Source organism: Jejubacter calystegiae (assembly GCF_005671395.1).
GTDB lineage: Bacteria > Pseudomonadota > Gammaproteobacteria > Enterobacterales > Enterobacteriaceae > Jejubacter > Jejubacter calystegiae.
Genome location: NZ_CP040428.1, coordinates 676,815 through 698,811, shown reverse-complemented (window position 1 = coordinate 698,811; position 21,997 = coordinate 676,815). Strand labels below are relative to the sequence as shown.

General features: G+C 55.0%; 19 protein-coding genes, 2 tRNA genes and 4 rRNA genes. 12 read left to right on the top strand and 13 right to left on the bottom strand.

The annotated features are described in order from the left end of the window. Positions 1-17: 17 nt before the first annotated feature. The 5 genes from mscL to def all read right to left on the bottom strand — a co-directional run bounded on the left by mscL (position 18) and on the right by def (position 4,841). Positions 18-431 (bottom strand): large-conductance mechanosensitive channel protein MscL, encoded by a 414-nt coding sequence (gene mscL / locus FEM41_RS03220; RefSeq protein ID WP_138094388.1) that lies wholly within the window; start codon positions 429-431, stop codon positions 18-20. Between the two features lie 140 nt (positions 432-571). Further along, positions 572-1,948 (bottom strand): Trk system potassium transporter TrkA, encoded by a 1,377-nt coding sequence (trkA, locus tag FEM41_RS03215; protein ID WP_138094386.1) that lies wholly within the window; start codon positions 1,946-1,948, stop codon positions 572-574. Positions 1,949-1,993: 45 nt separating this feature from the next. After that, entirely contained in the window at positions 1,994-3,283 is a 1,290-nt protein-coding gene (gene rsmB / locus FEM41_RS03210; protein WP_138094384.1) for a 16S rRNA (cytosine(967)-C(5))-methyltransferase RsmB, read from the bottom strand. 78 nt (positions 3,284-3,361) lie between these two features. Next, positions 3,362-4,309: a methionyl-tRNA formyltransferase gene (gene fmt / locus FEM41_RS03205; protein WP_138094382.1), complete on the bottom strand. Its 948-nt coding sequence runs from the start codon at positions 4,307-4,309 to the stop codon at positions 3,362-3,364. A gap of 16 nt (positions 4,310-4,325) precedes the next feature. After that, positions 4,326-4,841 carry a peptide deformylase gene (gene def / locus FEM41_RS03200; protein ID WP_138094380.1) on the bottom strand — a complete coding sequence of 172 codons (516 nt, stop codon included), beginning with the start codon at positions 4,839-4,841 and terminating at the stop codon, positions 4,326-4,328. 128 nt (positions 4,842-4,969) lie between these two features. Here def and dprA point away from each other — a divergent pair, with 128 nt between their 5' ends. From dprA to FEM41_RS03170, 6 genes are read left to right on the top strand one after another with little or no spacing between them, the layout of a single operon-like run. Further along, entirely contained in the window at positions 4,970-6,085 is a 1,116-nt protein-coding gene (dprA, locus tag FEM41_RS03195) for a DNA-protecting protein DprA (RefSeq protein WP_138094378.1), read from the top strand. Continuing rightward, positions 6,057-6,530, top strand: a complete 474-nt coding sequence (smg, locus tag FEM41_RS03190) for a DUF494 family protein Smg (protein ID WP_138094376.1) — start codon at positions 6,057-6,059, stop codon at positions 6,528-6,530. The genes dprA and smg overlap by 29 nt, the downstream gene beginning before the upstream one ends. Positions 6,531-6,552: 22 nt before the next feature. Continuing rightward, positions 6,553-7,110: a DNA topoisomerase family protein gene (locus FEM41_RS03185; RefSeq protein WP_138094374.1), complete on the top strand. Its 558-nt coding sequence runs from the start codon at positions 6,553-6,555 to the stop codon at positions 7,108-7,110. A gap of 10 nt (positions 7,111-7,120) precedes the next feature. Continuing rightward, the gene (gene tsaC / locus FEM41_RS03180) at positions 7,121-7,672 is read left to right on the top strand and encodes an L-threonylcarbamoyladenylate synthase type 1 TsaC (protein WP_241666567.1); all 552 of its coding nucleotides are present in this window, start codon (positions 7,121-7,123) and stop codon (positions 7,670-7,672) included. Positions 7,673-7,676: 4 nt separating this feature from the next. After that, entirely contained in the window at positions 7,677-8,495 is an 819-nt protein-coding gene (gene aroE / locus FEM41_RS03175; RefSeq protein ID WP_138094369.1) for a shikimate dehydrogenase, read from the top strand. After that, positions 8,492-8,743 carry a DUF1488 family protein gene (locus FEM41_RS03170; RefSeq protein ID WP_138094367.1) on the top strand — a complete coding sequence of 84 codons (252 nt, stop codon included), beginning with the start codon at positions 8,492-8,494 and terminating at the stop codon, positions 8,741-8,743. Before aroE ends, FEM41_RS03170 begins: the two co-directional genes overlap by 4 nt. Here FEM41_RS03170 and FEM41_RS03165 read toward each other — a convergent pair. Next, the gene (locus FEM41_RS03165) at positions 8,704-9,273 is read right to left on the bottom strand and encodes a gamma carbonic anhydrase family protein (RefSeq protein ID WP_138094365.1); all 570 of its coding nucleotides are present in this window, start codon (positions 9,271-9,273) and stop codon (positions 8,704-8,706) included. The two genes, FEM41_RS03170 and FEM41_RS03165, sit on opposite strands and share 40 nt — an antisense overlap. 463 nt (positions 9,274-9,736) lie before the next feature. Here FEM41_RS03165 and FEM41_RS03160 point away from each other — a divergent pair. The 6 genes from FEM41_RS03160 (at position 9,737) to rrf (FEM41_RS03135) (ending at position 14,993) form a co-directional block, all read left to right on the top strand. Beyond that, positions 9,737-11,278 (top strand): 16S ribosomal RNA (locus tag FEM41_RS03160). Positions 11,279-11,361: 83 nt separating this feature from the next. Beyond that, a tRNA-Glu gene (locus tag FEM41_RS03155) sits at positions 11,362-11,437 on the top strand. 184 nt (positions 11,438-11,621) lie between these two features. Next, positions 11,622-14,526, top strand: a 23S ribosomal RNA gene (locus FEM41_RS03150). A 105-nt stretch (positions 14,527-14,631) separates the two neighbouring features. Further along, positions 14,632-14,747: ribosomal RNA gene (gene rrf / locus FEM41_RS03145) — 5S ribosomal RNA — on the top strand. A 14-nt stretch (positions 14,748-14,761) separates the two neighbouring features. Beyond that, positions 14,762-14,837, top strand: a tRNA-Thr gene (locus tag FEM41_RS03140). Between the two features lie 40 nt (positions 14,838-14,877). Then, positions 14,878-14,993, top strand: a 5S ribosomal RNA gene (rrf, locus tag FEM41_RS03135). Together the 16S, 23S and 5S rRNA genes with 2 tRNA genes alongside form the textbook arrangement of a ribosomal RNA operon. Before the next feature lie 438 nt (positions 14,994-15,431). Here the strand turns inward: rrf (FEM41_RS03135) and fis are convergent. The 7 genes from fis to accC all read right to left on the bottom strand — a co-directional run bounded on the left by fis (position 15,432) and on the right by accC (position 21,996). After that, on the bottom strand, positions 15,432-15,728 hold the full coding sequence (fis, locus tag FEM41_RS03130) for a DNA-binding transcriptional regulator Fis (protein WP_000462905.1): 297 nt from the start codon (positions 15,726-15,728) through the stop codon (positions 15,432-15,434). A gap of 26 nt (positions 15,729-15,754) precedes the next feature. After that, positions 15,755-16,720: a tRNA dihydrouridine synthase DusB gene (gene dusB / locus FEM41_RS03125; RefSeq protein ID WP_138094363.1), complete on the bottom strand. Its 966-nt coding sequence runs from the start codon at positions 16,718-16,720 to the stop codon at positions 15,755-15,757. A gap of 353 nt (positions 16,721-17,073) precedes the next feature. Beyond that, the gene (locus FEM41_RS03120) at positions 17,074-17,814 is read right to left on the bottom strand and encodes a carbonic anhydrase (protein WP_138094361.1); all 741 of its coding nucleotides are present in this window, start codon (positions 17,812-17,814) and stop codon (positions 17,074-17,076) included. A gap of 147 nt (positions 17,815-17,961) precedes the next feature. Next, positions 17,962-18,843 carry a 50S ribosomal protein L11 methyltransferase gene (gene prmA, locus FEM41_RS03115; RefSeq protein ID WP_138094359.1) on the bottom strand — a complete coding sequence of 294 codons (882 nt, stop codon included), beginning with the start codon at positions 18,841-18,843 and terminating at the stop codon, positions 17,962-17,964. Between the two features lie 26 nt (positions 18,844-18,869). After that, positions 18,870-20,309 (bottom strand): sodium/pantothenate symporter, encoded by a 1,440-nt coding sequence (gene panF, locus FEM41_RS03110; protein WP_138094357.1) that lies wholly within the window; start codon positions 20,307-20,309, stop codon positions 18,870-18,872. Further along, positions 20,299-20,541, bottom strand: coding sequence for a YhdT family protein (locus FEM41_RS03105; RefSeq protein WP_138094355.1), 243 nt, complete (start codon positions 20,539-20,541; stop codon positions 20,299-20,301). The genes panF and FEM41_RS03105 overlap by 11 nt, the downstream gene beginning before the upstream one ends. 111 nt (positions 20,542-20,652) lie before the next feature. After that, entirely contained in the window at positions 20,653-21,996 is a 1,344-nt protein-coding gene (accC, locus tag FEM41_RS03100; RefSeq protein WP_138094353.1) for an acetyl-CoA carboxylase biotin carboxylase subunit, read from the bottom strand. Position 21,997 lies beyond the last annotated feature (1 nt).

The window sequence follows — 21,997 nt, the reverse complement described above, 5'->3', positions numbered from 1 at the left end:
GGTAGCCGCCAGCGGAATCAGGGTTTACTGTTACGCTCTTTCAGCAGATCGCGGATCTCGCCCAGCAGAACTTCTTCTTTGGTCGGTTCTGGCGGCGCTGCCGGGGCCTCTTCTTTTTTCTTATGCAGGTTGTTGATCAGTTTGATCATCATAAAGATCGCCAGTGCGACAATCACAAAATCAAACACGTTCTGCAGGAAGGCACCGTAATTGATCACTACGGCGGGGGTATCCCCGACCGCTTCTTTAAGCGTCCAGGCAAACTGCTTAAAGTCGATACCGCCAATTAACAGCCCCAGCGGCGGCATAATAATATCCGCAACCAGTGACGAAACGATCTTGCCGAAGGCTGCACCAATAATGACACCCACTGCCAAATCCACCACGTTTCCACGCATCGCGAATTCGCGGAATTCTTTAAAAAAGCTCATTGTTATTACTCCATGTATATGCCGACACGGCTAAGTTTAACAGAAGCCGCCTGCTTTGCCATTTGTGCGCTCGGGGAATAGAGAGGGTTATCCACTGAAATAAAAGGGATTTTATCAGGGCGGTAGCTACCGCCCCGGTTTTACAGGAAGAAGGGACTGGGCTGGAACAGGCGTTCCACATCAGAAACAAACTTCTTATCCGTCAGGAACATAATCACGTGATCGCCCTGTTCGATACGCAGATCGTCATTGGCGATCATGACGTCGTTACCGCGCACGACCGCGCCGATAATGGTGCCGGGCGGCAGCTTGATTTCACTGATAACCCGACCAACGACGCGCGAGGTGCTCTCGTCGCCGTGGGCTACGGCTTCAATGGCTTCCGCGACGCCGCGACGCAGGGAAGAAACCCCGACGATATCCGCTTTGCGCACGTGGCTGAGCAGCGCCGAAATGGTCGCCTGCTGAGGCGAGATTGCAATATCAATCACGCTCCCCTGAACCAGGTCGACATAGGCGCGTCGCTGGATTAGCACCATCACTTTCTTGGCGCCCAGACGTTTGGCCAGCATGGCCGACATAATATTGGCTTCGTCGTCATTGGTCACGGCGATAAACAGATCCACCTGTTCGATATGCTCTTCGGACAGCAGTTCCTGATCCGACGCATCGCCATAGAATACGATGGTATCCTGTAGCATTTCTGCCAGCTCGGCGGCACGCTGCTGATCGCGCTCGATCAGCTTCACGCTGTAATCTTTTTCCAGCCGCTGGGCCAGACCGGCGCCGATATTACCGCCGCCGACCAGCATAATGCGCTTGTAGGGCTTTTCCAGGCGCTGAAGTTCGCTCATTACTGCACGGATATGCTGGGATGCGGCGATAAAGAACACCTCATCACCGGCCTCGACGATGGTTGATCCCTGCGGGCGAATTGGCCGATCGTGGCGGAAAATGGCGGCAACGCGGGTATCGATATGCGGCATATGTTCGCGCATCGTCGACAGCGCATTACCGACCAGCGGACCACCGTAGTAGGCTTTCACGACCGCCAGCGCCACCTTGCCTTCGGCGAAGTTCACCACCTGCAGAGCACCGGGATATTCGATCAGTCGGTAAATACTGTCGATGACCAACTGCTCGGGGGCTATCAGGTGATCGATGGGCACGGCTTCCGGGGTAAACAGCCGTTCGGCGTCCCGAACGTACTCCGGCGCGCGGATACGGGCGATACGATTTGGCGTATTAAACAGCGAATAGGCCACCTGGCAGGCGATCATATTGGTTTCGTCGGAACTGGTGACCGCGACCAGCATATCGGCGTCATCAGCGCCGGCGTCGCGCAGTACTCTGGGGTGTGAACCATGGCCCTGTACCACGCGCAGGTCGAACTTATCCTGCAGGCTGTGTAGTCGATCCCCGTTGGTGTCGACTACGGTAATATCGTTATTTTCGCCTACCAGGTTTTCCGCCAGCGTACCGCCGACCTGGCCCGCGCCAAGAATAATTATCTTCATCGCATATCGCTTCGTTGATGCTGTAAACCCAATCCACTATGTGGATTAGCCCCTGATTAGCTTAGCGTAAAAGAAGCCATCGCCTTCATCCGCCGCAGGCAGATTCTGTATGCCGGGCTGTTCCGGCGTACCGGTTTCCACCAGACGGGCATCCGGATGTCGGCTAAGAAACGCGGCAATCTGTTCGCTGTTTTCCTGCGGCAGGATGGAACAGGTCGCATAAACCATGGTACCGCCGGGCTTCAGGTGCGGCCAGATGGCGTTGAGGATCTCTGCCTGGAGTCGTACCAGCTCGTCGATATCCCGATCGCGGCGTAACCATTTGATATCGGGATGACGGCGAATAACGCCGGTTGCCGAGCAGGGCGCATCCAGCAAAATACGATCGAACTGTTGTTCGTCACACCACTGCGCGGGGAAGCGCCCATCGCCGCATTTTACCTCAGCCTTCATCCCCAGACGCGCCAGATTTTCGTGCACGCGCTTCAGACGCTGGTCGTCAACGTCCACCGCCATCACCGTGGCGCCGGGGGCCGCTTCCAGAATATGAGTAGTCTTACCGCCCGGCGCCGCGCAGAGATCGAGGATAACCTCGCCGTTACGGGGATCCAGCAGATCGACACAACCCTGGGCCGAGGCGTCCTGAACGGTAACATCGCCTTGTTCAAATCCCGGCAGTGCCTGCACCGGCAGAGGGGAGTCCAGCCGCACCGCATCGCGGTAGCGTGGATGTGGATGCCCATTAATCTCCTGAGCTTTCAGGCGCTCAAGCCAGGCATCACGGCTGCCATGTTGACGGTTGACCCGTAACCACATGGGAGGGCGCTGGTTATTGGCTTCGACGATCGCCTGCCACTGCTGGGGGTAAGCTTTGCGTAATCGGGCCAGCAGCCATTCGGGGTGCAGCCAGCGGCAGTCATTCTTTGTCGCTTGATCCAGTAGCTCCTGCTGACGACGCTGGAAGTTGCGTAATACGCCGTTGATAAGCCCCTTAAACTGTATCTTACGCAGCGCCACGCTCCCTTCGACGGTTTCCGCCAGCGCCGCATGGGCTGGAATACGGGTGTGGATCAGCTGGTAGAGGCCTACCAGGATCAGATAGTGGACGACGCGCTGCTTCCCGGTCATGGGGCGGGCCATCAGTTGGGCAGCCAGCCACTCCAGTTGAGGAAGGGTACGTAGCACGCCGAAGCACAGCTCCTGTAGCAGCGCCCGGTCTTTATCCTGGACCTTATTCTGCATGGCAGGCAGCACATTGCTCAGGGACTGCCCCTTTTCCACCACCTGTTCGATGGCCTGGGCCGCCAGGCTGCGGAGGTTTACGTTTTTTTTCATAGACTGGATCGGTTCTGTGCCCGCGTTAAAAACAAAAATGCCCGGAGGGGGAGTTCCGGGCGTGAGTCAGACAGGTTGTCAGGCCAGGCGACTGCCAGGCTCGAACCATTCGCGGCGCGAGTTCAGCAGGTCGCGGGCCGCCATGGGCTTTTTACCCGCCGGTTGCAGAATTTCCAGATTCAGCACGCCATCGGCGGTGGCGATTCGGATGCCCTGCTTGTCGGCATCGAGAATAGTTCCTGGCTCGGCGCCAGCAGGGCCGTCGATGACTGAAGCCTGCCATACCTTGACCGGCTGCTCATCGATGGTGAAGTAGCTCACCGGCCAGGGGTTAAAGGCGCGGATGCAGCGTTCGAGCTGAGTCGCGGACAGTGACCAGTCGAGACGAGCCTCTTCCTTACTTAACTTTTCGGCCCAGGTGACTCGCGTTTCGTCCTGTTTTTCCGGGCTGGCCTGACCGCTGGCCAGCTGTGCAAGGGTTTCCAGCAGGCCTTTGGGGCCGAGCTCAGCAAGCGTGTTATACAGCGTAGCGCTGGTGTCCTGGGCCGTGATAGGGCAGGCGAGCTTATACAGCATATCGCCAGTATCCAGACCCACATCCATCTGCATAATGGTCACGCCGGTTTCGGCATCGCCAGCCCAGAGCGCACGCTGAATCGGCGCCGCGCCGCGCCAGCGCGGCAGCAGCGAGCCATGGATGTTAATGCAGCCCAGACGCGGCATGGCCAGCACGGCTTTTGGCAGGATCAGGCCATAGGCGACTACCACCATGACATCGGCATTTAAATCGGCGACCAGTTGCTGGTTTTCTTCCGGGCGTAGCGAAACGGGTTGGAAAACGGGGACGGCTTTTTCCTGGGCCAGCATCTTCACCGGGCTGGGCATTAGTTTTTTACCACGGCCCGCCGGGCGGTCTGGCTGCGTGAAAACGCCGACCACCTGGTGCTCAGACGCGAGCAACGCGTCCAGGTGACGCGCTGCGAAGTCCGGCGTTCCGGCAAAAATAATACGTAGTGATTCGGACACGTTATTTCCTGTCTGCTTAGCTGGCGGCGCGGGCTTTCATGCGATCCAGTTTCTCGACTTTCTGCACGATGCGATCGCGTTTCATCTTTGACAGATAATCAATGAACAGTTTACCCATCAGATGATCCATCTCGTGCTGAATGCAGATCGCCAGCAGGCCATCGGCTTCCAGTTCGTATTCCTTGCCGTCGCGGTCGAGCGCGCGAATCTTTACCTGCTCGGCACGCGGCACCAGGGCACGCTGCTCAGGGATGGAAAGACAGCCTTCTTCGATCCCGGTTTCGCCGCTTTTTTCCAGTAGCTCAGGGTTTATCAGCACCAGGCGTTCGTCGCGATTTTCTGAAACGTCGATAACGATAATACGCTGGTGAATGTTGACCTGGGTTGCGGCCAGGCCAATGCCTTCTTCGGCGTACATCGTATCGAACATATCATCGACGATACGCTGAATTTCCGCATTCACTTCTTTAACGGGCTCGGCAACTTTGCGCAGACGCTCGTCGGGAACATGTAATACCTGCAAAACTGACATAACTATCCGGATCTGTATTCAATGATTGAAAGGATTATGTCCTTTATTCTAGACAAATCGCCCCCTGATTGACAGCATCAGTCACCAATCACAGGGATTGTCTGGCGGCCTGTGTCAGGGGGGCGGACATGGATGAGACGGAGTTCTGGTTGCGCTTAATGGCCGTACAAAATTTAAGCGGAGAAAAGATGGTGGCGGTGGCAACCCGGTTTATTGCATCGCCCCGGGGGGACGAGTGGCGGCATGGGCTGACGCCGTTACAGCGCGTGCAGTTCGATGGCGTGACGTCTGTTATACTGGAGCGAGCTCATTGCTGGCTTGCCCTGCCGGAAAATCATCTGGTGACGGCGCTGGCGCCGGAATATCCGGTACAGTTACGGGCGATTGACTGGTTCCCTGGCGCTTTGATGGTCACAGGCAACACGGCGCTGCTGCAAAGTGAACAGCTGGCAATCGTTGGCAGCCGCAACCACTCCTGGTATGGCGCTCGCTGGGGAGAGCACTTCGCCCGTGCGCTGGCGGCGGCTGGTTTCTCTATTGTGAGTGGACTGGCATTAGGTATTGATGCCGTTGCCCATCGGGCTACGCTTGCGGTGAAAGGCAAAACGCTGGCGGTACTGGGTAACGGACTGGGGACATTCTATCCGCGCCGCCACAGGCACCTGGCGGAGCAGATTATCGAACAGGGCGGTGCGATTATTTCGGAGTTCCCGCTGGATGCACCTGCGCTGCCTTATCATTTTCCACGGCGTAACCGAATTATCAGCGGGCTTAGCCGCGGCGTGCTGGTGGTTGAGGCATCGTTGCGTAGCGGATCTTTAACGACGGCGCGTTACGCACTGGAGCAGGGAAGAGAGCTGTTCGCACTGCCCGGTGCTATCGGTAGCCCCGGTAGCGAAGGAACCCACTGGCTGATCAAGCAGGGCGCGGTGGCGGTCACCGAGCCTCAGGATATTATCGATCATTTACAAAATGAGCTATGCTGGCTCCCTTCTTTAACGAATGCGGGCAATAATCCCACAGATCGCGAAGTCCCCCCATTGCCATTTGCCCACCTCCTGGCTAACGTAGGAGATGAGGTTACACCTGTTGACGTCGTCGCTGAACGTGCCGGCCAACCTGTGCCAGTGACAGTGGCTCAATTACTTGAACTGGAGTTAGCAGGATGGATCGCAGCTGTACCCGGCGGCTATGTCCGATTGAGGAGGGCAGGCCATGTTCGACGTACTAATGTATTTGTTTGAAACCTATATCCATACTGAGCCGGAAGCGCGCGTGGATCAGGACAAACTGACCCGTGATCTGACGGATGTCGGTTTTGAGCGGGAAGATATTTATAACGCCCTGATGTGGCTTGAAAAACTGGCCGACTATCAGGACGGACTGGCAGAGCCGATGCAACTGGCTGCCGATCCGCTCTCCATGCGTATCTACACTGAGGATGAGAGCCGTCGCTTAGATGCCGACTGCCGGGGTTTCCTGCTGTTTCTTGAGCAGATTCAGGTGCTGAACCTCGAAACGCGTGAAATGGTGATTGAGCGCATTATGGCGCTGGATGCCGACGAGTTCGATCTCGAAGATCTTAAATGGGTGGTGCTGATGGTGCTGTTTAACCTCCCGGGGTGTGAAAACGCCTATCAGCAAATGGAAGAGTTACTGTTTGAAACCAGCGAAGGCCAGCTGCACTAACGCGGCGGTCTGATAAGTCCATATGGCCAAACCGGCATTATTTGATGTTAGTCATCAGGAACCCTGCCCCCGCTGCGGGGCAGAGTTAGTTATACGCTCCGGGAAACATGGTCCGTTTCTTGGCTGTTCCCACTATCCGGACTGTGACTATATCCGACCGCTGAAGAATCAGACGGACGGACATGTCATTAAGGTACTGGAGGGGCAGCAGTGCCCGGCCTGCGGTAGCGAGCTGGTTTTGCGCCAGGGGCGTTTCGGGATGTTTATTGGCTGCGCCAGCTATCCTGCCTGTGGCCATACTGAGCTTATCGATAAACCCGATGACACTGCGATTCCCTGTCCTCAGTGCGGTGAGGGACATCTGGTGCAGCGGCGTTCTCGCTATGGCAAAACCTTTCATTCCTGCGATCGTTATCCAGCCTGCCAGTTCGCCACCAATTTTAAACCGGTAGTGGGGGAGTGCCCTGAATGTCACTACCCGCTGCTTATCGAGAAGAAGACCGCGCATGGCGTCAAACGCTATTGTGCGAGCAAACAATGTGGAAAGCCGGTTCCGGCCCAATCAACCTGTGAAGAATAACCCCCCTGAAATGACCCCTGAGGAGATTATCGCTCTCCTTAATCAACAGCAGGTCATCGCCTACCCGACGGAAGCCGTGTTTGGCGTTGGCTGCGATCCCGATAGTGAAGAAGCGGTTAACCGCCTGCTGACCCTGAAACAGCGTCCGGTAGAGAAAGGGCTGATTCTGATAGCGGCAAACTATCAGCAGCTTATGCCGTATATCGATGACAGTCGGCTTGATGCATCGCAGCGTGAGTCTGTATTTTCCCGCTGGCCGGGACCGGTGACTTTCGTTTTCCCGGCAAAATCCACGACACCGCGCTGGCTGACGGGCCGTTTCGACTCGCTGGCGGTACGGGTTACCGATCACCCGCTGGTGGTGAAACTGTGTCAGACATACGGTAAGCCACTGGTTTCAACCAGTGCGAATCTTAGCGGGCAGCCGCCGTGCCGTAACGCGCAGGAGGTTATCGCGCAGTTCGGGGTGGACTTCCCCGTACTGGCAGGGGAAACCGGTGGCCGTCTGAACCCTTCTGAAATTCGTGATGCCTTAACCGGCGAACTCATTCGTCAGGGGTAATAGCATGGAAACCTATGCCGTCTTCGGTAATCCGATTGCACACAGCAAATCGCCATTTATTCAGCGCCAGTTTGCCGAACAGCTGAGCATCACGCATCCCTATGGTCGGGTACTGGCCCCGATGGACGACTTTGTGTCGACGCTGGAGCGCTTTTTTATGACTGGCGGTCGCGGGGCTAACGTCACTGTACCCTTTAAAGAGCAGGCATTTGCTCGCTCCGATGAACTGACCGAGCGCGCTTCGCTGGCCGGTGCCGTCAATACGTTTAAGCGTCTGGACGATGGGCGACTGTTGGGGGATAACACTGACGGTGTGGGGCTGCTCAGCGATCTGGAACGTCTGCAACTGATCCGCCCGGGCGACCGAATCCTGCTGGTGGGGGCCGGAGGTGCGGCGCGGGGCGCGCTTCTGCCGCTGCTGTCGCTGGGCTGCCCGGTCACGATCGTTAACCGAACCTTTGTCCGAGCCCAGGAGCTGGCCCGGCTTTTCAGTCATACTGGTAGCGTTAGCGCGCTGGAGATGTCTGCACTTGAAGGCCATGAGTTCGATCTCATTATCAACGCCACTTCCAGCGGCTTAAGCGGTGAGGTACCGGCACTGCCGACATCAATACTGAGCCATCACGTTCGCGGCTACGATATGTTTTACCAGCAGGGATTAACGCCTTTCCTGCACTGGTGCGTGGATGGCGGTGTACAGCAGTATGCCGACGGTCTGGGCATGCTGGTGGGCCAGGCGGCGCATGCTTTCCTGTTATGGCATGGTAAATTGCCAGAGATAGAGTCGGTTATCGCAGCACTGAAACTGGAATTAGCGCAATGAACCAGTCTATCCAGTTTCCGGATCGTGAAACCTGGGATGAAGCGCGTCAGGCCGTCTGTTTCCCTGCGCTGGTGGGGGGGATGCAACTCACCTGCGCCATTCGCGGCGCAACGCTGGCGGCACGCTATGGAAATGTGGATGAGCCACTTGCGCTGTTCCGGACCCGGCGTTGGGATCTTGAAGAGGAGGCGGAACAGCGCATACAGGATCAGGAAGAGGATGAGTCCGGGTGGCTCTGGCTCTCCTGAGCCAGATAATCATCTTTCCATTTGACGTAGTTGTTGGCGGAATACTTCAGTCCCTCGCGCTCTTCCGGCTTCAACGGACGGATCTGCTTTACCGGACTTCCCAGATAGAGATAACCACTCTCCAGTCGCTTGTTCTGCGGTACCAGGCTGCCAGCGCCGATCATGACATCATCCTCAATGGTGGCGCCATCCAGTAGAATTGATCCCATTCCCACCAGAACCCGGTTACCTATGATGCAGCCATGCAGCATCACTTTATGTCCGACGGTAACATCTTCTCCTACGACTAATGGATTGCCTTCGGGATTCCTGGAAGATTTATGAGTCACATGCAATACACTGCCATCCTGAATATTGGTACGCGCGCCTATTGAAACAGTGTTGACGTCACCGCGGATTGCGACCAGTGGCCAGATGCTGACATCGTCGGCCAGCCGGACATCGCCGATCACCACGCTGGATGCGTCCAGCATGACACGCTGACCAATCCGGGGAATAAGATCCTTATAAGGGCGGAGAACCTCAGCCATAGCTACCTCTTTGTTAAACAAACTTCATCAAGACTTTGGGCGCATTTCTGGTGCACCGCAAGGATGAAAAGTGACAAATCTGCGGCAGATCGTTCAGGATCTCTACGGAAAGGCTGAAAAAACATCAGTTGAAAGAAAAGATCGAAAAAAGGCTTGTGCTAAAAAATGGGATCCCTATAATGCGCCACCACTGACACGGAACAACGCCTTACGGCGCACCGGTCAGAAAGAGAAAATCCTGAAAATCAGGGTTGACTCTGAAAGAGGAAAGCGTAATATACGCCACCTCGCGATGGTGAGCTTAACGCCTTGTCGCAACTGCTCTTTAACAATTTATCAGACAATCTGTGTGGGCACTCGAAAGCACTGATATCCTGAACGTCGAAAGACGCTAAATGAATATCAAGTCTCAAGAGTGAACACGTAATTCATTACGAAGTTTAATTCTTTGAGCATCAAACTTTAATTGAAGAGTTTGATCATGGCTCAGATTGAACGCTGGCGGCAGGCCTAACACATGCAAGTCGGGCGGTAACAGGGAGAAGCTTGCTTCTCTGCTGACGAGCGGCGGACGGGTGAGTAATGTCTGGGGATCTGCCTGATGGAGGGGGATAACCACTGGAAACGGTGGCTAATACCGCATAATCTCGAAAGAGCAAAGTGGGGGACCTTCGGGCCTCACGCCATCAGATGAACCCAGATGGGATTAGCTAGCAGGTAGGGTAATGGCCTACCTGGGCGACGATCCCTAGCTGGTCTGAGAGGATGACCAGCCACACTGGAACTGAGACACGGTCCAGACTCCTACGGGAGGCAGCAGTGGGGAATATTGCACAATGGGCGCAAGCCTGATGCAGCCATGCCGCGTGTATGAAGAAGGCCTTCGGGTTGTAAAGTACTTTCAGTCAGGAGGAAGGGTGTGAGCTTAATACGCTCATACATTGACGTTACTGACAGAAGAAGCACCGGCTAACTCCGTGCCAGCAGCCGCGGTAATACGGAGGGTGCAAGCGTTAATCGGAATTACTGGGCGTAAAGCGCACGCAGGCGGTTGGTTAAGTCAGATGTGAAATCCCCGGGCTCAACCCGGGAACTGCATTTGAAACTGGCCAGCTGGAGTCTCGTAGAGGGAGGTAGAATTCCAGGTGTAGCGGTGAAATGCGTAGAGATCTGGAGGAATACCGGTGGCGAAGGCGGCCTCCTGGACGAAGACTGACGCTCAGGTGCGAAAGCGTGGGGAGCAAACAGGATTAGATACCCTGGTAGTCCACGCCGTAAACGATGTCGACTTGGAGGCTGTGAGCTTGACTCGTGGCTTCCGGAGCTAACGCGTTAAGTCGACCGCCTGGGGAGTACGGCCGCAAGGTTAAAACTCAAATGAATTGACGGGGGCCCGCACAAGCGGTGGAGCATGTGGTTTAATTCGATGCAACGCGAAGAACCTTACCTGGTCTTGACATCCACGGAAGGTCTCAGAGATGAGACTGTGCCTTCGGGAGCCGTGAGACAGGTGCTGCATGGCTGTCGTCAGCTCGTGTTGTGAAATGTTGGGTTAAGTCCCGCAACGAGCGCAACCCTTATCCTTTGTTGCCAGCGATTCGGTCGGGAACTCAAAGGAGACTGCCGGTGATAAACCGGAGGAAGGTGGGGATGACGTCAAGTCATCATGGCCCTTACGACCAGGGCTACACACGTGCTACAATGGCGCATACAAAGAGAAGCGACCTCGCGAGAGCAAGCGGACCTCATAAAGTGCGTCGTAGTCCGGATTGGAGTCTGCAACTCGACTCCATGAAGTCGGAATCGCTAGTAATCGTGAATCAGAATGTCACGGTGAATACGTTCCCGGGCCTTGTACACACCGCCCGTCACACCATGGGAGTGGGTTGCAAAAGAAGTAGGTAGCTTAACCTTCGGGAGGGCGCTTACCACTTTGTGATTCATGACTGGGGTGAAGTCGTAACAAGGTAACCGTAGGGGAACCTGCGGTTGGATCACCTCCTTACCTTTGGATACAGGTTTCGCAGTGTCCACACAGATTGTCTGATGAAAGTAAAGAAGCAAGGCGTCTGCGAAGCCGACTTTAGTGTCCCCTTCGTCTAGAGGCCCAGGACACCGCCCTTTCACGGCGGTAACAGGGGTTCGAATCCCCTAGGGGACGCCACTTGCTGGTTAGTGTGAGTGAAAGTCGCCAACCTTAATATATCTCAAAACTGGCTCAGTGAGTCACGTTTGAGATATTTGCTCTTTAACAATCCGGAACAAGCTGAAAATTGATAATCCATAAACGGGAAAACCGTTTAATGGGTCTCTCAAGCTTACAACGCGAAGACATCTTCGGGTTGTGAGGTTAAGCGAATAAGCGTACACGGTGGATGCCCTGGCAGTCAGAGGCGATGAAGGACGTGCTAATCTGCGAAAAGCGTCGGTAAGCTGATATGAGGCGTTATAACCGACGATGTCCGAATGGGGAAACCCAGTGTGATTCGTCACACTATCATTAACTGAATCCATAGGTTAATGAGGCGAACCGGGAGAACTGAAACATCTAAGTACCCCGAGGAAAAGAAATCAACCGAGATTCCCTGAGTAGCGGCGAGCGAACGGGGAAGAGCCCAGAGTCTGAATCAGCGTGTGTATTAGTGGAACGGTCTGGAAAGTCCGGCGATACAGGGTGACAGCCCCGTACACGAAAATGCACATGCTGTGAGCTCGATGAGTAGGGCGGGACACGTGTTATCCTGTCTGAATATGGGGGGACCATCCTCCAAGGCTAAATACTCCTGACTGACCGATAGTGAACCAGTACCGTGAGGGAAAGGCGAAAAGAACCCCGGCGAGGGGAGTGAAACAGAACCTGAAACCGTGTACGTACAAGCAGTGGGAGCACTCTTTATGGGTGTGACTGCGTACCTTTTGTATAATGGGTCAGCGACTTATATTCTGTAGCAAGGTTAACCGAATAGGGGAGCCGAAGGGAAACCGAGTCTTAACCGGGCGTTAAGTTGCAGGGTATAGACCCGAAACCCGGTGATCTAGCCATGGGCAGGTTGAAGGTTGGGTAACACTAACTGGAGGACCGAACCGACTAATGTTGAAAAATTAGCGGATGACCTGTGGCTGGGGGTGAAAGGCCAATCAAACCGGGAGATAGCTGGTTCTCCCCGAAAGCTATTTAGGTAGCGCCTCGTGAATTCATCTCCGGGGGTAGAGCACTGTTTCGGCTAGGGGGCCATCCCGGCTTACCAACCCGATGCAAACTACGAATACCGGAGAATGTTATCACGGGAGACACACGGCGGGTGCTAACGTCCGTCGTGAAGAGGGAAACAACCCAGACCGCCAGCTAAGGTCCCAAAGTCATGGTTAAGTGGGAAACGATGTGGGAAGGCCCAGACAGCCAGGATGTTGGCTTAGAAGCAGCCATCATTTAAAGAAAGCGTAATAGCTCACTGGTCGAGTCGGCCTGCGCGGAAGATGTAACGGGGCTAAACCATGCACCGAAGCTGCGGCAGCGACACTAGGTGTTGTTGGGTAGGGGAGCGTTCTGTAAGCCGTTGAAGGTGTACTGTGAGGTATGCTGGAGGTATCAGAAGTGCGAATGCTGACATGAGTAACGATAAAGCGGGTGAAAAGCCCGCTCGCCGGAAGACCAAGGGTTCCTGTCCAACGTTAATCGGGGCAGGGTGAGTCGACCCCTAAGGCGAGGCCGAAAGGCGTAGTCGATGGGAAACGGGTTAATATTCCCGTACTCGGTGTTACTGCGATGGGGGAACGGAGAAGGCTATGTCATCCGGGCGACGGTCGTCCCGGTTTAAGCGTGTAGGCTGACTTTCCAGGCAAATCCGGAGAGTTAAGGCTGAGGCGTGATGACGAGGCACCACGGTGCTGAAGTGACAAATGCCCTGCTTCCAGGAAAAGCCTCTAAGCTTCAGGTAACAACGAATCGTACCCGAAACCGACACAGGTGGTCAGGTAGAGAATACCAAGGCGCTTGAGAGAACCCGGGTGAAGGAACTAGGCAAAATGGTGCCGTAACTTCGGGAGAAGGCACGCTGACATGTAGGTGAAGCCCCTGCGGGTGGAGCTGAAGTCAGTCGAAGATACCAGCTGGCTGCAACTGTTTATTAAAAACACAGCACTCTGCAAACACGAAAGTGGACGTATAGGGTGTGACGCCTGCCCGGTGCCGGAAGGTTAATTGATGGGGTTATGGGTAACCAGAAGCTCCTGATCGAAGCCCCGGTAAACGGCGGCCGTAACTATAACGGTCCTAAGGTAGCGAAATTCCTTGTCGGGTAAGTTCCGACCTGCACGAATGGCGTAATGATGGCCAGGCTGTCTCCACCCGGGACTCAGTGAAATTGAACTCGCTGTGAAGATGCAGTGTACCCGCGGCAAGACGGAAAGACCCCGTGAACCTTTACTATAGCTTGACACTGAACATTGAGCCTTGATGTGTAGGATAGGTGGGAGGCTTTGAAGCGTGGACGCAAGTACACGTGGAGCCAACCTTGAAATACCACCCTTTAATGTTTGATGTTCTAACCTGGCGCCATTATCTGGCGTGGGGACAGTGTCTGGTGGGTAGTTTGACTGGGGCGGTCTCCTCCCAAAGAGTAACGGAGGAGCACGAAGGTTGGCTAATCCTGGTCGGACATCAGGAGGTTAGTGCAATGGCATAAGCCAGCTTGACTGCGAGCGTGACGGCGCGAGCAGGTGCGAAAGCAGGTCATAGTGATCCGGTGGTTCTGAATGGAAGGGCCATCGCTCAACGGATAAAAGGTACTCCGGGGATAACAGGCTGATACCGCCCAAGAGTTCATATCGACGGCGGTGTTTGGCACCTCGATGTCGGCTCATCACATCCTGGGGCTGAAGTAGGTCCCAAGGGTATGGCTGTTCGCCATTTAAAGTGGTACGCGAGCTGGGTTTAGAACGTCGTGAGACAGTTCGGTCCCTATCTGCCGTGGGCGCTGGAAGACTGAGGGGGGCTGCTCCTAGTACGAGAGGACCGGAGTGGACGCACCACTGGTGTTCGGGTTGTGATGCCAATTGCATTGCCCGGTAGCTAAGTGCGGAAAAGATAAGTGCTGAAAGCATCTAAGCACGAAACTTGCCCCGAGATGAGTCTTCCCTGAGACCCTGAGTCTCCTGAAGGGACGTTGAAGACGACGACGTTGATAGGCCGGGTGTGTAAGCGCAGCGATGCGTTGAGCTAACCGGTACTAATGACCCGAGAGGCTTAACCTTACAACGCCAAAGATGTTTTGGTGTGATGTTGAGAGACAGAATCAAATCAGCTTGTGACGGATAAACGTTTATGGCCGTGTGTGGCGGTAAGCGGAACAGAATTTGCCTGGCGGCGAGAGCGCGGTGGTCCCACCTGACCCCATGCCGAACTCAGAAGTGAAACGCCGTAGCGCCGATGGTAGTGTGGGGTCTCCCCATGCGAGAGTAGGGAACTGCCAGGCATCAAATTTAGTGTGCTGATATGGCTCAGTTGGTAGAGCGCACCCTTGGTAAGGGTGAGGTCCCCAGTTCGACTCTGGGTATCAGCACCACTTTATTCGGTTAAAGTTCGGCGCTTAAGAAAAGAATTTGTCTGGCGGCGAGAGCGCGGTGGTCCCACCTGACCCCATGCCGAACTCAGAAGTGAAACGCCGTAGCGCCGATGGTAGTGTGGGGTCTCCCCATGCGAGAGTAGGGAACTGCCAGACATCAATTAAGAAAAAGGCCCGGTCATCTGACCGGGCCTTTTTCGTTACTGACGTTGAAATTCTTCCACGTCATCTACCGTAAAACCTCTTATCATATTCCCGCTCTGTCATTGAGCTCCCTCATACCCGGTGTGACGGTTTATCAGGCCATGCGGCAGGACAATAGCTAAAGGCCTATAAAGACCTTAACGTGGCATTGGACCACGCTCAGACGGAACTGCGGAGGTAATGTGTCAGGCTGCTTGTGCTTTCCTGCGGGTAGCAGGGTCCCTGGACAAGTTGGGTATTGTGATGCCCTGGTGCCTTCTGTAGCGTTTTAACGAGCATCAGGTAAGGATGGAGCCTTTGGCTTTGGGGACCGGGGAGCGAGGGATACAGGCAATAAAAAAGGCGCTTTCCCATGCCGGTCAGCGCCTTTTATCAACATGTAACGGATAATCAGTTCATGCCGTATTTTTTCAGTTTCTTACGCAGCGTGCCGCGGTTGATACCCATCATCAGGGCTGCGCGGGTCTGGTTACCGCGGGTGTATTGCATCACCATGTCCAACAGGGGCTGCTCTACTTCAGCCAGTACCAGCTCATACAGGTCATTAACGTCCTGACCATTCAGTTGAGCAAAATAGTTCTTCAGTGCCTGTTTTACCGAGTCACGCAGGGGCTTTTGAGTCACCTGGTCCTGAGAGTTAACGGTAGAAACGGTCAGTACGTCAGAATTTACGCGTTGTTCGAACATAGTTCTGTCAGCTCTTTTATTTCTGGTTACGCAAAATTTTCGAAGTATGCCTCCAACGCCTCCAGCTGTTCGCTGGCATCCTCAATGGCGTTGAATGTGCGCCGAAACTGGTCACTGGGCGCGTGCTCCTGGAGATACCATGAGACGTGCTTACGCGCAATTCGGTACCCCTTTACCTCACCATAGAAGGCATGAAGTTCCCTAACGTGCGCGCAAAGTAAGCGCTTAACCTCTGCCAGTGGCAGCGGGGGCAGCAACTCACCCGTGTCCAGATAATGCTGGATTTCCCGAAAGATCCAGGGTCTTCCCTGAGCCGCACGTCCAATCATCAGAGCATCTGCTCCGGTATATTCGAGCACGGCTCTGGCTTTTTGCGGGGTAGTCAGGTCACCATTCGCGATAACCGGAATGGAAACCAACTGTTTAACCGTCCGAATGCTGTCGTATTCCGCCTCGCCTTTGAACAGGCAGGCACGGGTACGACCATGGATGGTCAATGCCTGAATACCACAGCTTTCGGCCAGTTGGGCTATTTCCGCACAGTTGCGATGTTCAGGATCCCAACCGGTGCGGATCTTCAACGTAACAGGCACGTCTACCGCATTTACCACAGCGCTGAGAATCCTTTTCACCAGCTCCGGGTACTGCAGCAGGGCGGAACCTGCCAGTTTTCGATTCACTTTCTTGGCCGGGCACCCCATATTGATATCAATAATCTGGGCGCCGTTTTTCACGTTAATCCGTGCGGCCTCGGCCATATCTTCCGGTTCGCTACCGGCAATCTGAACCGTACGAATCCCCGGTTCATCCACATGCACCATTCGCAGGCGAGACTTATCACTGGCCCAAACTTCCGGGTTCGATGACATCATCTCTGAAACGGTCAGTCCGGCTCCCATCTCGTGACACAGCGTCCGAAACGGTCGGTCAGTAATCCCGGCCATTGGGGCTGCGATCAGTCGATTTCTGAGCTGGTATTGTCCGATGCGCATGAGTTAAGAAATGACCATATATGCCTGCAAGGCGGCGTATATTACGCATTTTTTGCACGAGATGAAAGGCCAAACTTTGAACAATCAGATGTTGTAGATCAATGAAACCGCTATCTCCGAACAAATTTTTTAAAATAATGCTTATTAATCAATTTGTTATATTATCATGAGCGTTTTGTGGCACGTTTAATTTTTTCGTTACTGCTTTTAAATTATGCCGACACTGTGCCATCTCTATGGAACATTATGCTGCCTGGAGAGGGAATTTGGTGGTTATTAGTACTGGAATAGCGCTAACTTTCGGATAGCCGCTATGAAAGGGGGTAGGGTGTCGCCCTACCCGATAGTCATAGTTACTCCAGAATCGTACGGCCGTGCAACTTTTGTACAGGGCGATTGTTCGAGTGATGTATCACAGATTTAAACTGCGCCAGCTGTTCAGCGGATGCCTGAAGGGGGTGTTTCATGACTATCCACCTGACCCCTTCGCTACAGGGCGGGGTTGTTAGCGAGCCACTAAAGCGCCAGTATGTTTTATCGCCTGGCAGCAGTTTGTTTACATCAATCCTTGCCAACAGCGATGAGCTCTTGTCCGCATGGTCGGGCATGACCTTCCATAATTTTGCCAGTTCGGTACTGGCGGTACCCGGGACAAACATGACCGCCACAACGGCGATTTCACCGTCACTGTTCTGGTGTACTAAATGGAGCTCCATAGGGTAGTGTTTCCCATGGATCATATTTTCGCTGGGTGCATGGAAGTGGAACTGTTTAAGCGTAAAAGAGTCGTTGTCGAGAAAGAGAGTATTCGCCGTATTGCTGTCATTGTAACTTGCCTGGATGGTATGGCCGTTGTTCAACAGTGTATCAGGACTGGTCGTATACTGTGTTCTGAGTGGTTTTAGATGGACGTTGTAGGTTTCGCGGATATCTACCGGAGCCTGATTCTGGCCTTTCTGGCACTCTGTCCAGTTACTATCCAGCTCGCCCCAATGTTCTGGCGATTCATTACCCTCGTATCCCCAGTGGGAGGCGGTGGCTGCAACAGGCAACAGCAACATCGCCAGCATGATGCCATTAAGCTTCTTTGCCATAGTTATTCATCCCTTGAATATTATTGTCAGCGTGATAGTCACTGCAGGGAGTAACCATCACGCGTTAATAATAGGGATTTTCAGATGAATAAAGCGACTAAATTTGAATGAAAAAAGGACCTTGTTTACGCTTCGTTTGAGAACGCATCATTTCCTGGTGCCGGTAATACGGCACCATTCCTCTTTTTTAGCCACCGGATCAAGCGTGAAGCGTTCACGATAGGCTTCACAAACGCCTTCCGCCTGGCTCGCCAGCACGCCGGAGAGCCCCAGCAGCCCACCCTGGATTGGCAGAACGCTAATCAAAGGCGCCAGCTCGCGCAGAGGGCCAGCAAGGATGTTAGCGACCACGACGTCGGCCTGTAGCCCGTCCGGCTGCTGATGAGGCAGGTAGAGTTCCAGACGCCCGGCCACGCCGTTACGTTCAGCGTTATCGCGGCTGGCCTGAATGGCCTGAGGGTCGATATCGATGCCGATAGCGCGCGCGGCGCCCAGTTTTAGTGCCGCGATGGCGAGAATGCCGGAGCCACAGCCGAAATCAATCACGGTTTTACCGGTCAGATCCAGGCCATCCAGCCAAGTCAGACACAGAGACGTTGTAGGATGAGTACCAGTACCAAAAGCCAGACCCGGGTCGAGCATGACGTTAACGGCGTTTTCATCGGGAACGTCACGCCAGCTTGGGCAGATCCACAGGCGCTCGCCAAAACGCATGGGGTGGAAGTTCTCCATCCATTCGCGTTCCCAGTCTTTATCTTCGAGCTGTTCGATTTTATGGTGGAAGCCCGCGCCCAGCAAAGGATGCTGTTCCAGCTGCGCCACGGCGGCCTTCATATCACATTCGGCGTCGAACAGACCGATAACGTCGGTATCGCCCCACAGTCGGGTTTCGCCTGGCAGCGGTTCGAACACTGGCGTGTCATGGGTGTCCTGAAAGGTGACGGATACCGCTCCGCTTTCCATCAGGGCGTCTCCCAGCTCTTCCGCGTATGAGCCGGTGGTATTAATTTTCAGTTGAATCCATGGCATGGCAAAACTCTTTCTTGATAAGCAGGTTAATAAACGGTGGCCGGGACACTGGCGCGGCCAAACCGGTTCCCGACCAGAAAGCACAGAAGGCTGACCAGCAGGGAGGGAACAATGGGATGGAAGCCCAGTACTTCTACCTTCAGCGTAGCCAGGAGGGCGTAAAGTACGCCACCGCTAATCATAGCGCTAAGGGCTCCTGCGGCGTTGGCGCGCTCCCAGTAAAGTCCGAGCACCAGTGGCCACAGAAAAACCGCCTCCAGGCCGCCGAAGGCCAGCAGATTAAGCCAGATGATCATCTGGGGGGGATGCCAGGCGGCCAGCAGCAGCAGGGCGCTGAGGATCAGGGTAATCGCAGTGGACATACGCTTAAGTCGTCGCTCGTTGGTGGCCTGTTCCGGGCGCATGCTGAGCCAGAGATCCTTGACGATCGTCGCCGATGACTGAAGCAACTGAGCGTTGATCGTCGACATAATGGCCGCCATAGGCGCGGCCAGAAAGATCCCGGCGGCTACCGGCGGCAGTACGGCAACCATCAACGTCGGTATCACCTGATCCGGAATGGCCAGATCGGGGATCACCGCACGCCCCAGTGCGCCGGCCAGATGCATACCCAGCATCAGGATACCCACCATCAGGGTGCCAATAATCATACCGCGGTGCACCGCCTTACTGTCTTTGTAGGAGATACAGCGCACGGCGGTATGGGGCAGACCGATAACCCCGAAGCAGACCAGCACCCAGAACGAGGCCAGAAACGAAGGCGTCAGAATATTATCTGCCCCCTGCGGCGTCACCAGTTGAGGATCGATATGCTGGAGCTTGCTCACCGCGGCGGGCAGACCGCCTGCGGCGTGAATAATCCCGACCAGCAGCAGCAGGGTGCCAATCAGCATCACCAGCCCCTGCATGGCGTCGTTCAGCACGCTGGCACGGAAGCCGCCGAAAGCGGTATAGAGCGCGATGCTGATCCCAAAAATTAGCAGGCCGCTTTCGTAAGGGATCCCCGCTGCCGTCTCCAACAGCCGCGCGCCGCCGATAAACTGTACCGTCATGGCACCGATAAAGGCGACCAGCAGGCTCAGGCTGGCCAGCCAGACCAGCAGTCGACTCTGGTAGCGGGCATAGAGCATATCGTTGAGGGTCACGGCGTTATAGCGTCGGGCCAGGATGGCGAACTTCTTGCCGAGTATGCCCAGCGACAGCCAGATAGCGGGCAGTTGAATCATTGACAGCAATACCCAGCCCAGACCGTACTTATAGGCCGCTCCAGGGCCACCGATAAAGGAACTGGCGCTAATGTAGGTGGCCGTCAGGGTCATAGCCAGCACGAAGCCGCCCATGGAGCGTCCACCCAGGAAGTACTCATTCAGGAAATTGCCCTGTCGGCGGCGGCGTATGGCCCACAGCGAAATGCTGAATACCACCAGCAGATAGGCGATCAGCGGCAGGATAACTTCAGTCTGCATGGTCATCCTCCAGTGGGATATCGCGGAAGATTCCCCGTACCATAAGCCAGCAGAGGGCGAAAAAGATCAGCGGTACCAGCAGGCAGGCCATTTCGAACCAGTGCGGTAGGCCGGTCAGGCCGGGCGTAGAGTCGGGTAGCCATGCGGCCAGGGTCCAGGCGACCAGATAGAGCAGGGTCAGCCACAGTGCCCAACGGGCCTCTTTGTGAGCCTGAACAAAACGGTTATCCATCTTTGTTCCCCGGGTTGTCAGATAAAGCGGCGATTGTACCTTATCCCCTCCCTGCGGGGCGAAAAAAGAAGGGCCGGTAAAAACCGGCCCTTGCGTGACGAGGAAGATAACTTACTGGAGACCCAGTTTTTTCTCCAGGTAGTGGATGTTAGTTCCACCGTGCTGGAAGTTTTCGTCATTCATGATGCGCATCTGCAGCTCGACGTTGGTTTTGATACCGTCGATAATCAGCTCCTGCAGCGCGTTACGCATACGCGCAATCGCCACATCACGGTTTTCACCGTAGCAAATAAGCTTACCGATCATGGAGTCATAGTACGGCGGCACTGTATAGCCAGCGTAGATATGTGACTCCCAGCGTACCCCAAAACCGCCTGGCGCGTGGAAACGGGTGATTTTACCCGGGCTCGGCAGGAAGGTGTTGGGATCTTCGGCGTTGATACGGCATTCGACTGCGTGGCCGCGTACCATGACCTCTTCCTGTTTGATGGAGAGAGGCTGACCGGCAGCAATACGCAGCTGCTCTTTGATCAGGTCAACGCCGGTAATCATTTCCGTTACCGGGTGCTCTACCTGAATACGGGTGTTCATCTCAATGAAGTAGAACTCGCCGTTTTCAAACAGGAACTCGAAGGTACCCGCGCCGCGGTAGCCGATATCAACACAGGCCTTGGTGCAGCGTTCGCCAATATAGCGACGCAGTTCCGGAGTGATGCCCGGCGCCGGCGCTTCTTCCACCACTTTCTGGTGACGACGCTGCATGGAGCAGTCGCGCTCTGCCAGATAGATGGCGCCGCCCTGGCCGTCAGCCAGTACCTGAATTTCGATATGGCGCGGATTTTCCAGGTATTTTTCCATGTAGACCATGTCGTTGCTGAATGCCGCTTTCGCTTCAGCTCGGGTCATGGTGATGGACTGCGCCAGTTCGGCGTCGCTGCGCACCACGCGCATACCGCGACCGCCGCCGCCGCCGGAGGCTTTGATGATAACCGGGTAGCCAATGCGTTTAGCAATGGCGCGGTTACGGTCCATATCATCGTCCAGCGGACCGTCGGAACCCGGAACGCAAGGAACGCCCGCTTTCTTCATGGCGTTGATGGCGGAGACTTTGTCTCCCATCAGACGGATGGTTTCCGCTTTAGGGCCAATGAAGATAAAGCCGGACTGTTCAACCTGTTCGGCGAAGTTAGCGTTCTCAGACAGGAAGCCGTATCCCGGGTGGACAGCTACCGCACCGGTGATTTCTGCCGCGGAGATAATAGCCGGGATATTCAGGTAGCTCTTTACTGACGGCGCCGGACCGATACAGACAGTCTCGTCCGCTAGCAGTACGTGTTTCAGATCGCGATCCGCGGTGGAGTGCACGGCGACGGTCTTGATGCCCAGCTCTTTGCAGGCACGCAGGATTCGCAGGGCGATTTCACCACGGTTGGCGATAACAATTTTATCCAGCATG

Coding starts and splice junctions, on each gene's coding strand:
- rsmB (WP_138094384.1), bottom strand. CDS start 3,283: ATGAAAAAAAACGTAAACCTCCGCAGCCTGGCGGCCCAGGCCATCGAA.
- FEM41_RS03165 (WP_138094365.1), bottom strand. CDS start 9,273: ATGGCTGAGGTTCTCCGCCCTTATAAGGATCTTATTCCCCGGATTGGT.
- tsaC (WP_241666567.1), top strand. CDS start 7,121: ATGACCCCTGAGGAGATTATCGCTCTCCTTAATCAACAGCAGGTCATC.
- prmA (WP_138094359.1), bottom strand. CDS start 18,843: ATGCCATGGATTCAACTGAAAATTAATACCACCGGCTCATACGCGGAA.
- mscL (WP_138094388.1), bottom strand. CDS start 431: ATGAGCTTTTTTAAAGAATTCCGCGAATTCGCGATGCGTGGAAACGTG.
- aroE (WP_138094369.1), top strand. CDS start 7,677: ATGGAAACCTATGCCGTCTTCGGTAATCCGATTGCACACAGCAAATCG.
- dprA (WP_138094378.1), top strand. CDS start 4,970: ATGGATGAGACGGAGTTCTGGTTGCGCTTAATGGCCGTACAAAATTTA.
- FEM41_RS03120 (WP_138094361.1), bottom strand. CDS start 17,814: ATGGCAAAGAAGCTTAATGGCATCATGCTGGCGATGTTGCTGTTGCCT.
- FEM41_RS03170 (WP_138094367.1), top strand. CDS start 8,492: ATGAACCAGTCTATCCAGTTTCCGGATCGTGAAACCTGGGATGAAGCG.
- trkA (WP_138094386.1), bottom strand. CDS start 1,948: ATGAAGATAATTATTCTTGGCGCGGGCCAGGTCGGCGGTACGCTGGCG.
- dusB (WP_138094363.1), bottom strand. CDS start 16,720: ATGCGCATCGGACAATACCAGCTCAGAAATCGACTGATCGCAGCCCCA.
- FEM41_RS03105 (WP_138094355.1), bottom strand. CDS start 20,541: ATGGATAACCGTTTTGTTCAGGCTCACAAAGAGGCCCGTTGGGCACTG.
- accC (WP_138094353.1), bottom strand. CDS start 21,996: ATGCTGGATAAAATTGTTATCGCCAACCGTGGTGAAATCGCCCTGCGA.
- smg (WP_138094376.1), top strand. CDS start 6,057: ATGTTCGACGTACTAATGTATTTGTTTGAAACCTATATCCATACTGAG.
- def (WP_138094380.1), bottom strand. CDS start 4,841: ATGTCAGTTTTGCAGGTATTACATGTTCCCGACGAGCGTCTGCGCAAA.
- FEM41_RS03185 (WP_138094374.1), top strand. CDS start 6,553: ATGGCCAAACCGGCATTATTTGATGTTAGTCATCAGGAACCCTGCCCC.
- panF (WP_138094357.1), bottom strand. CDS start 20,309: ATGCAGACTGAAGTTATCCTGCCGCTGATCGCCTATCTGCTGGTGGTA.
- fis (WP_000462905.1), bottom strand. CDS start 15,728: ATGTTCGAACAACGCGTAAATTCTGACGTACTGACCGTTTCTACCGTT.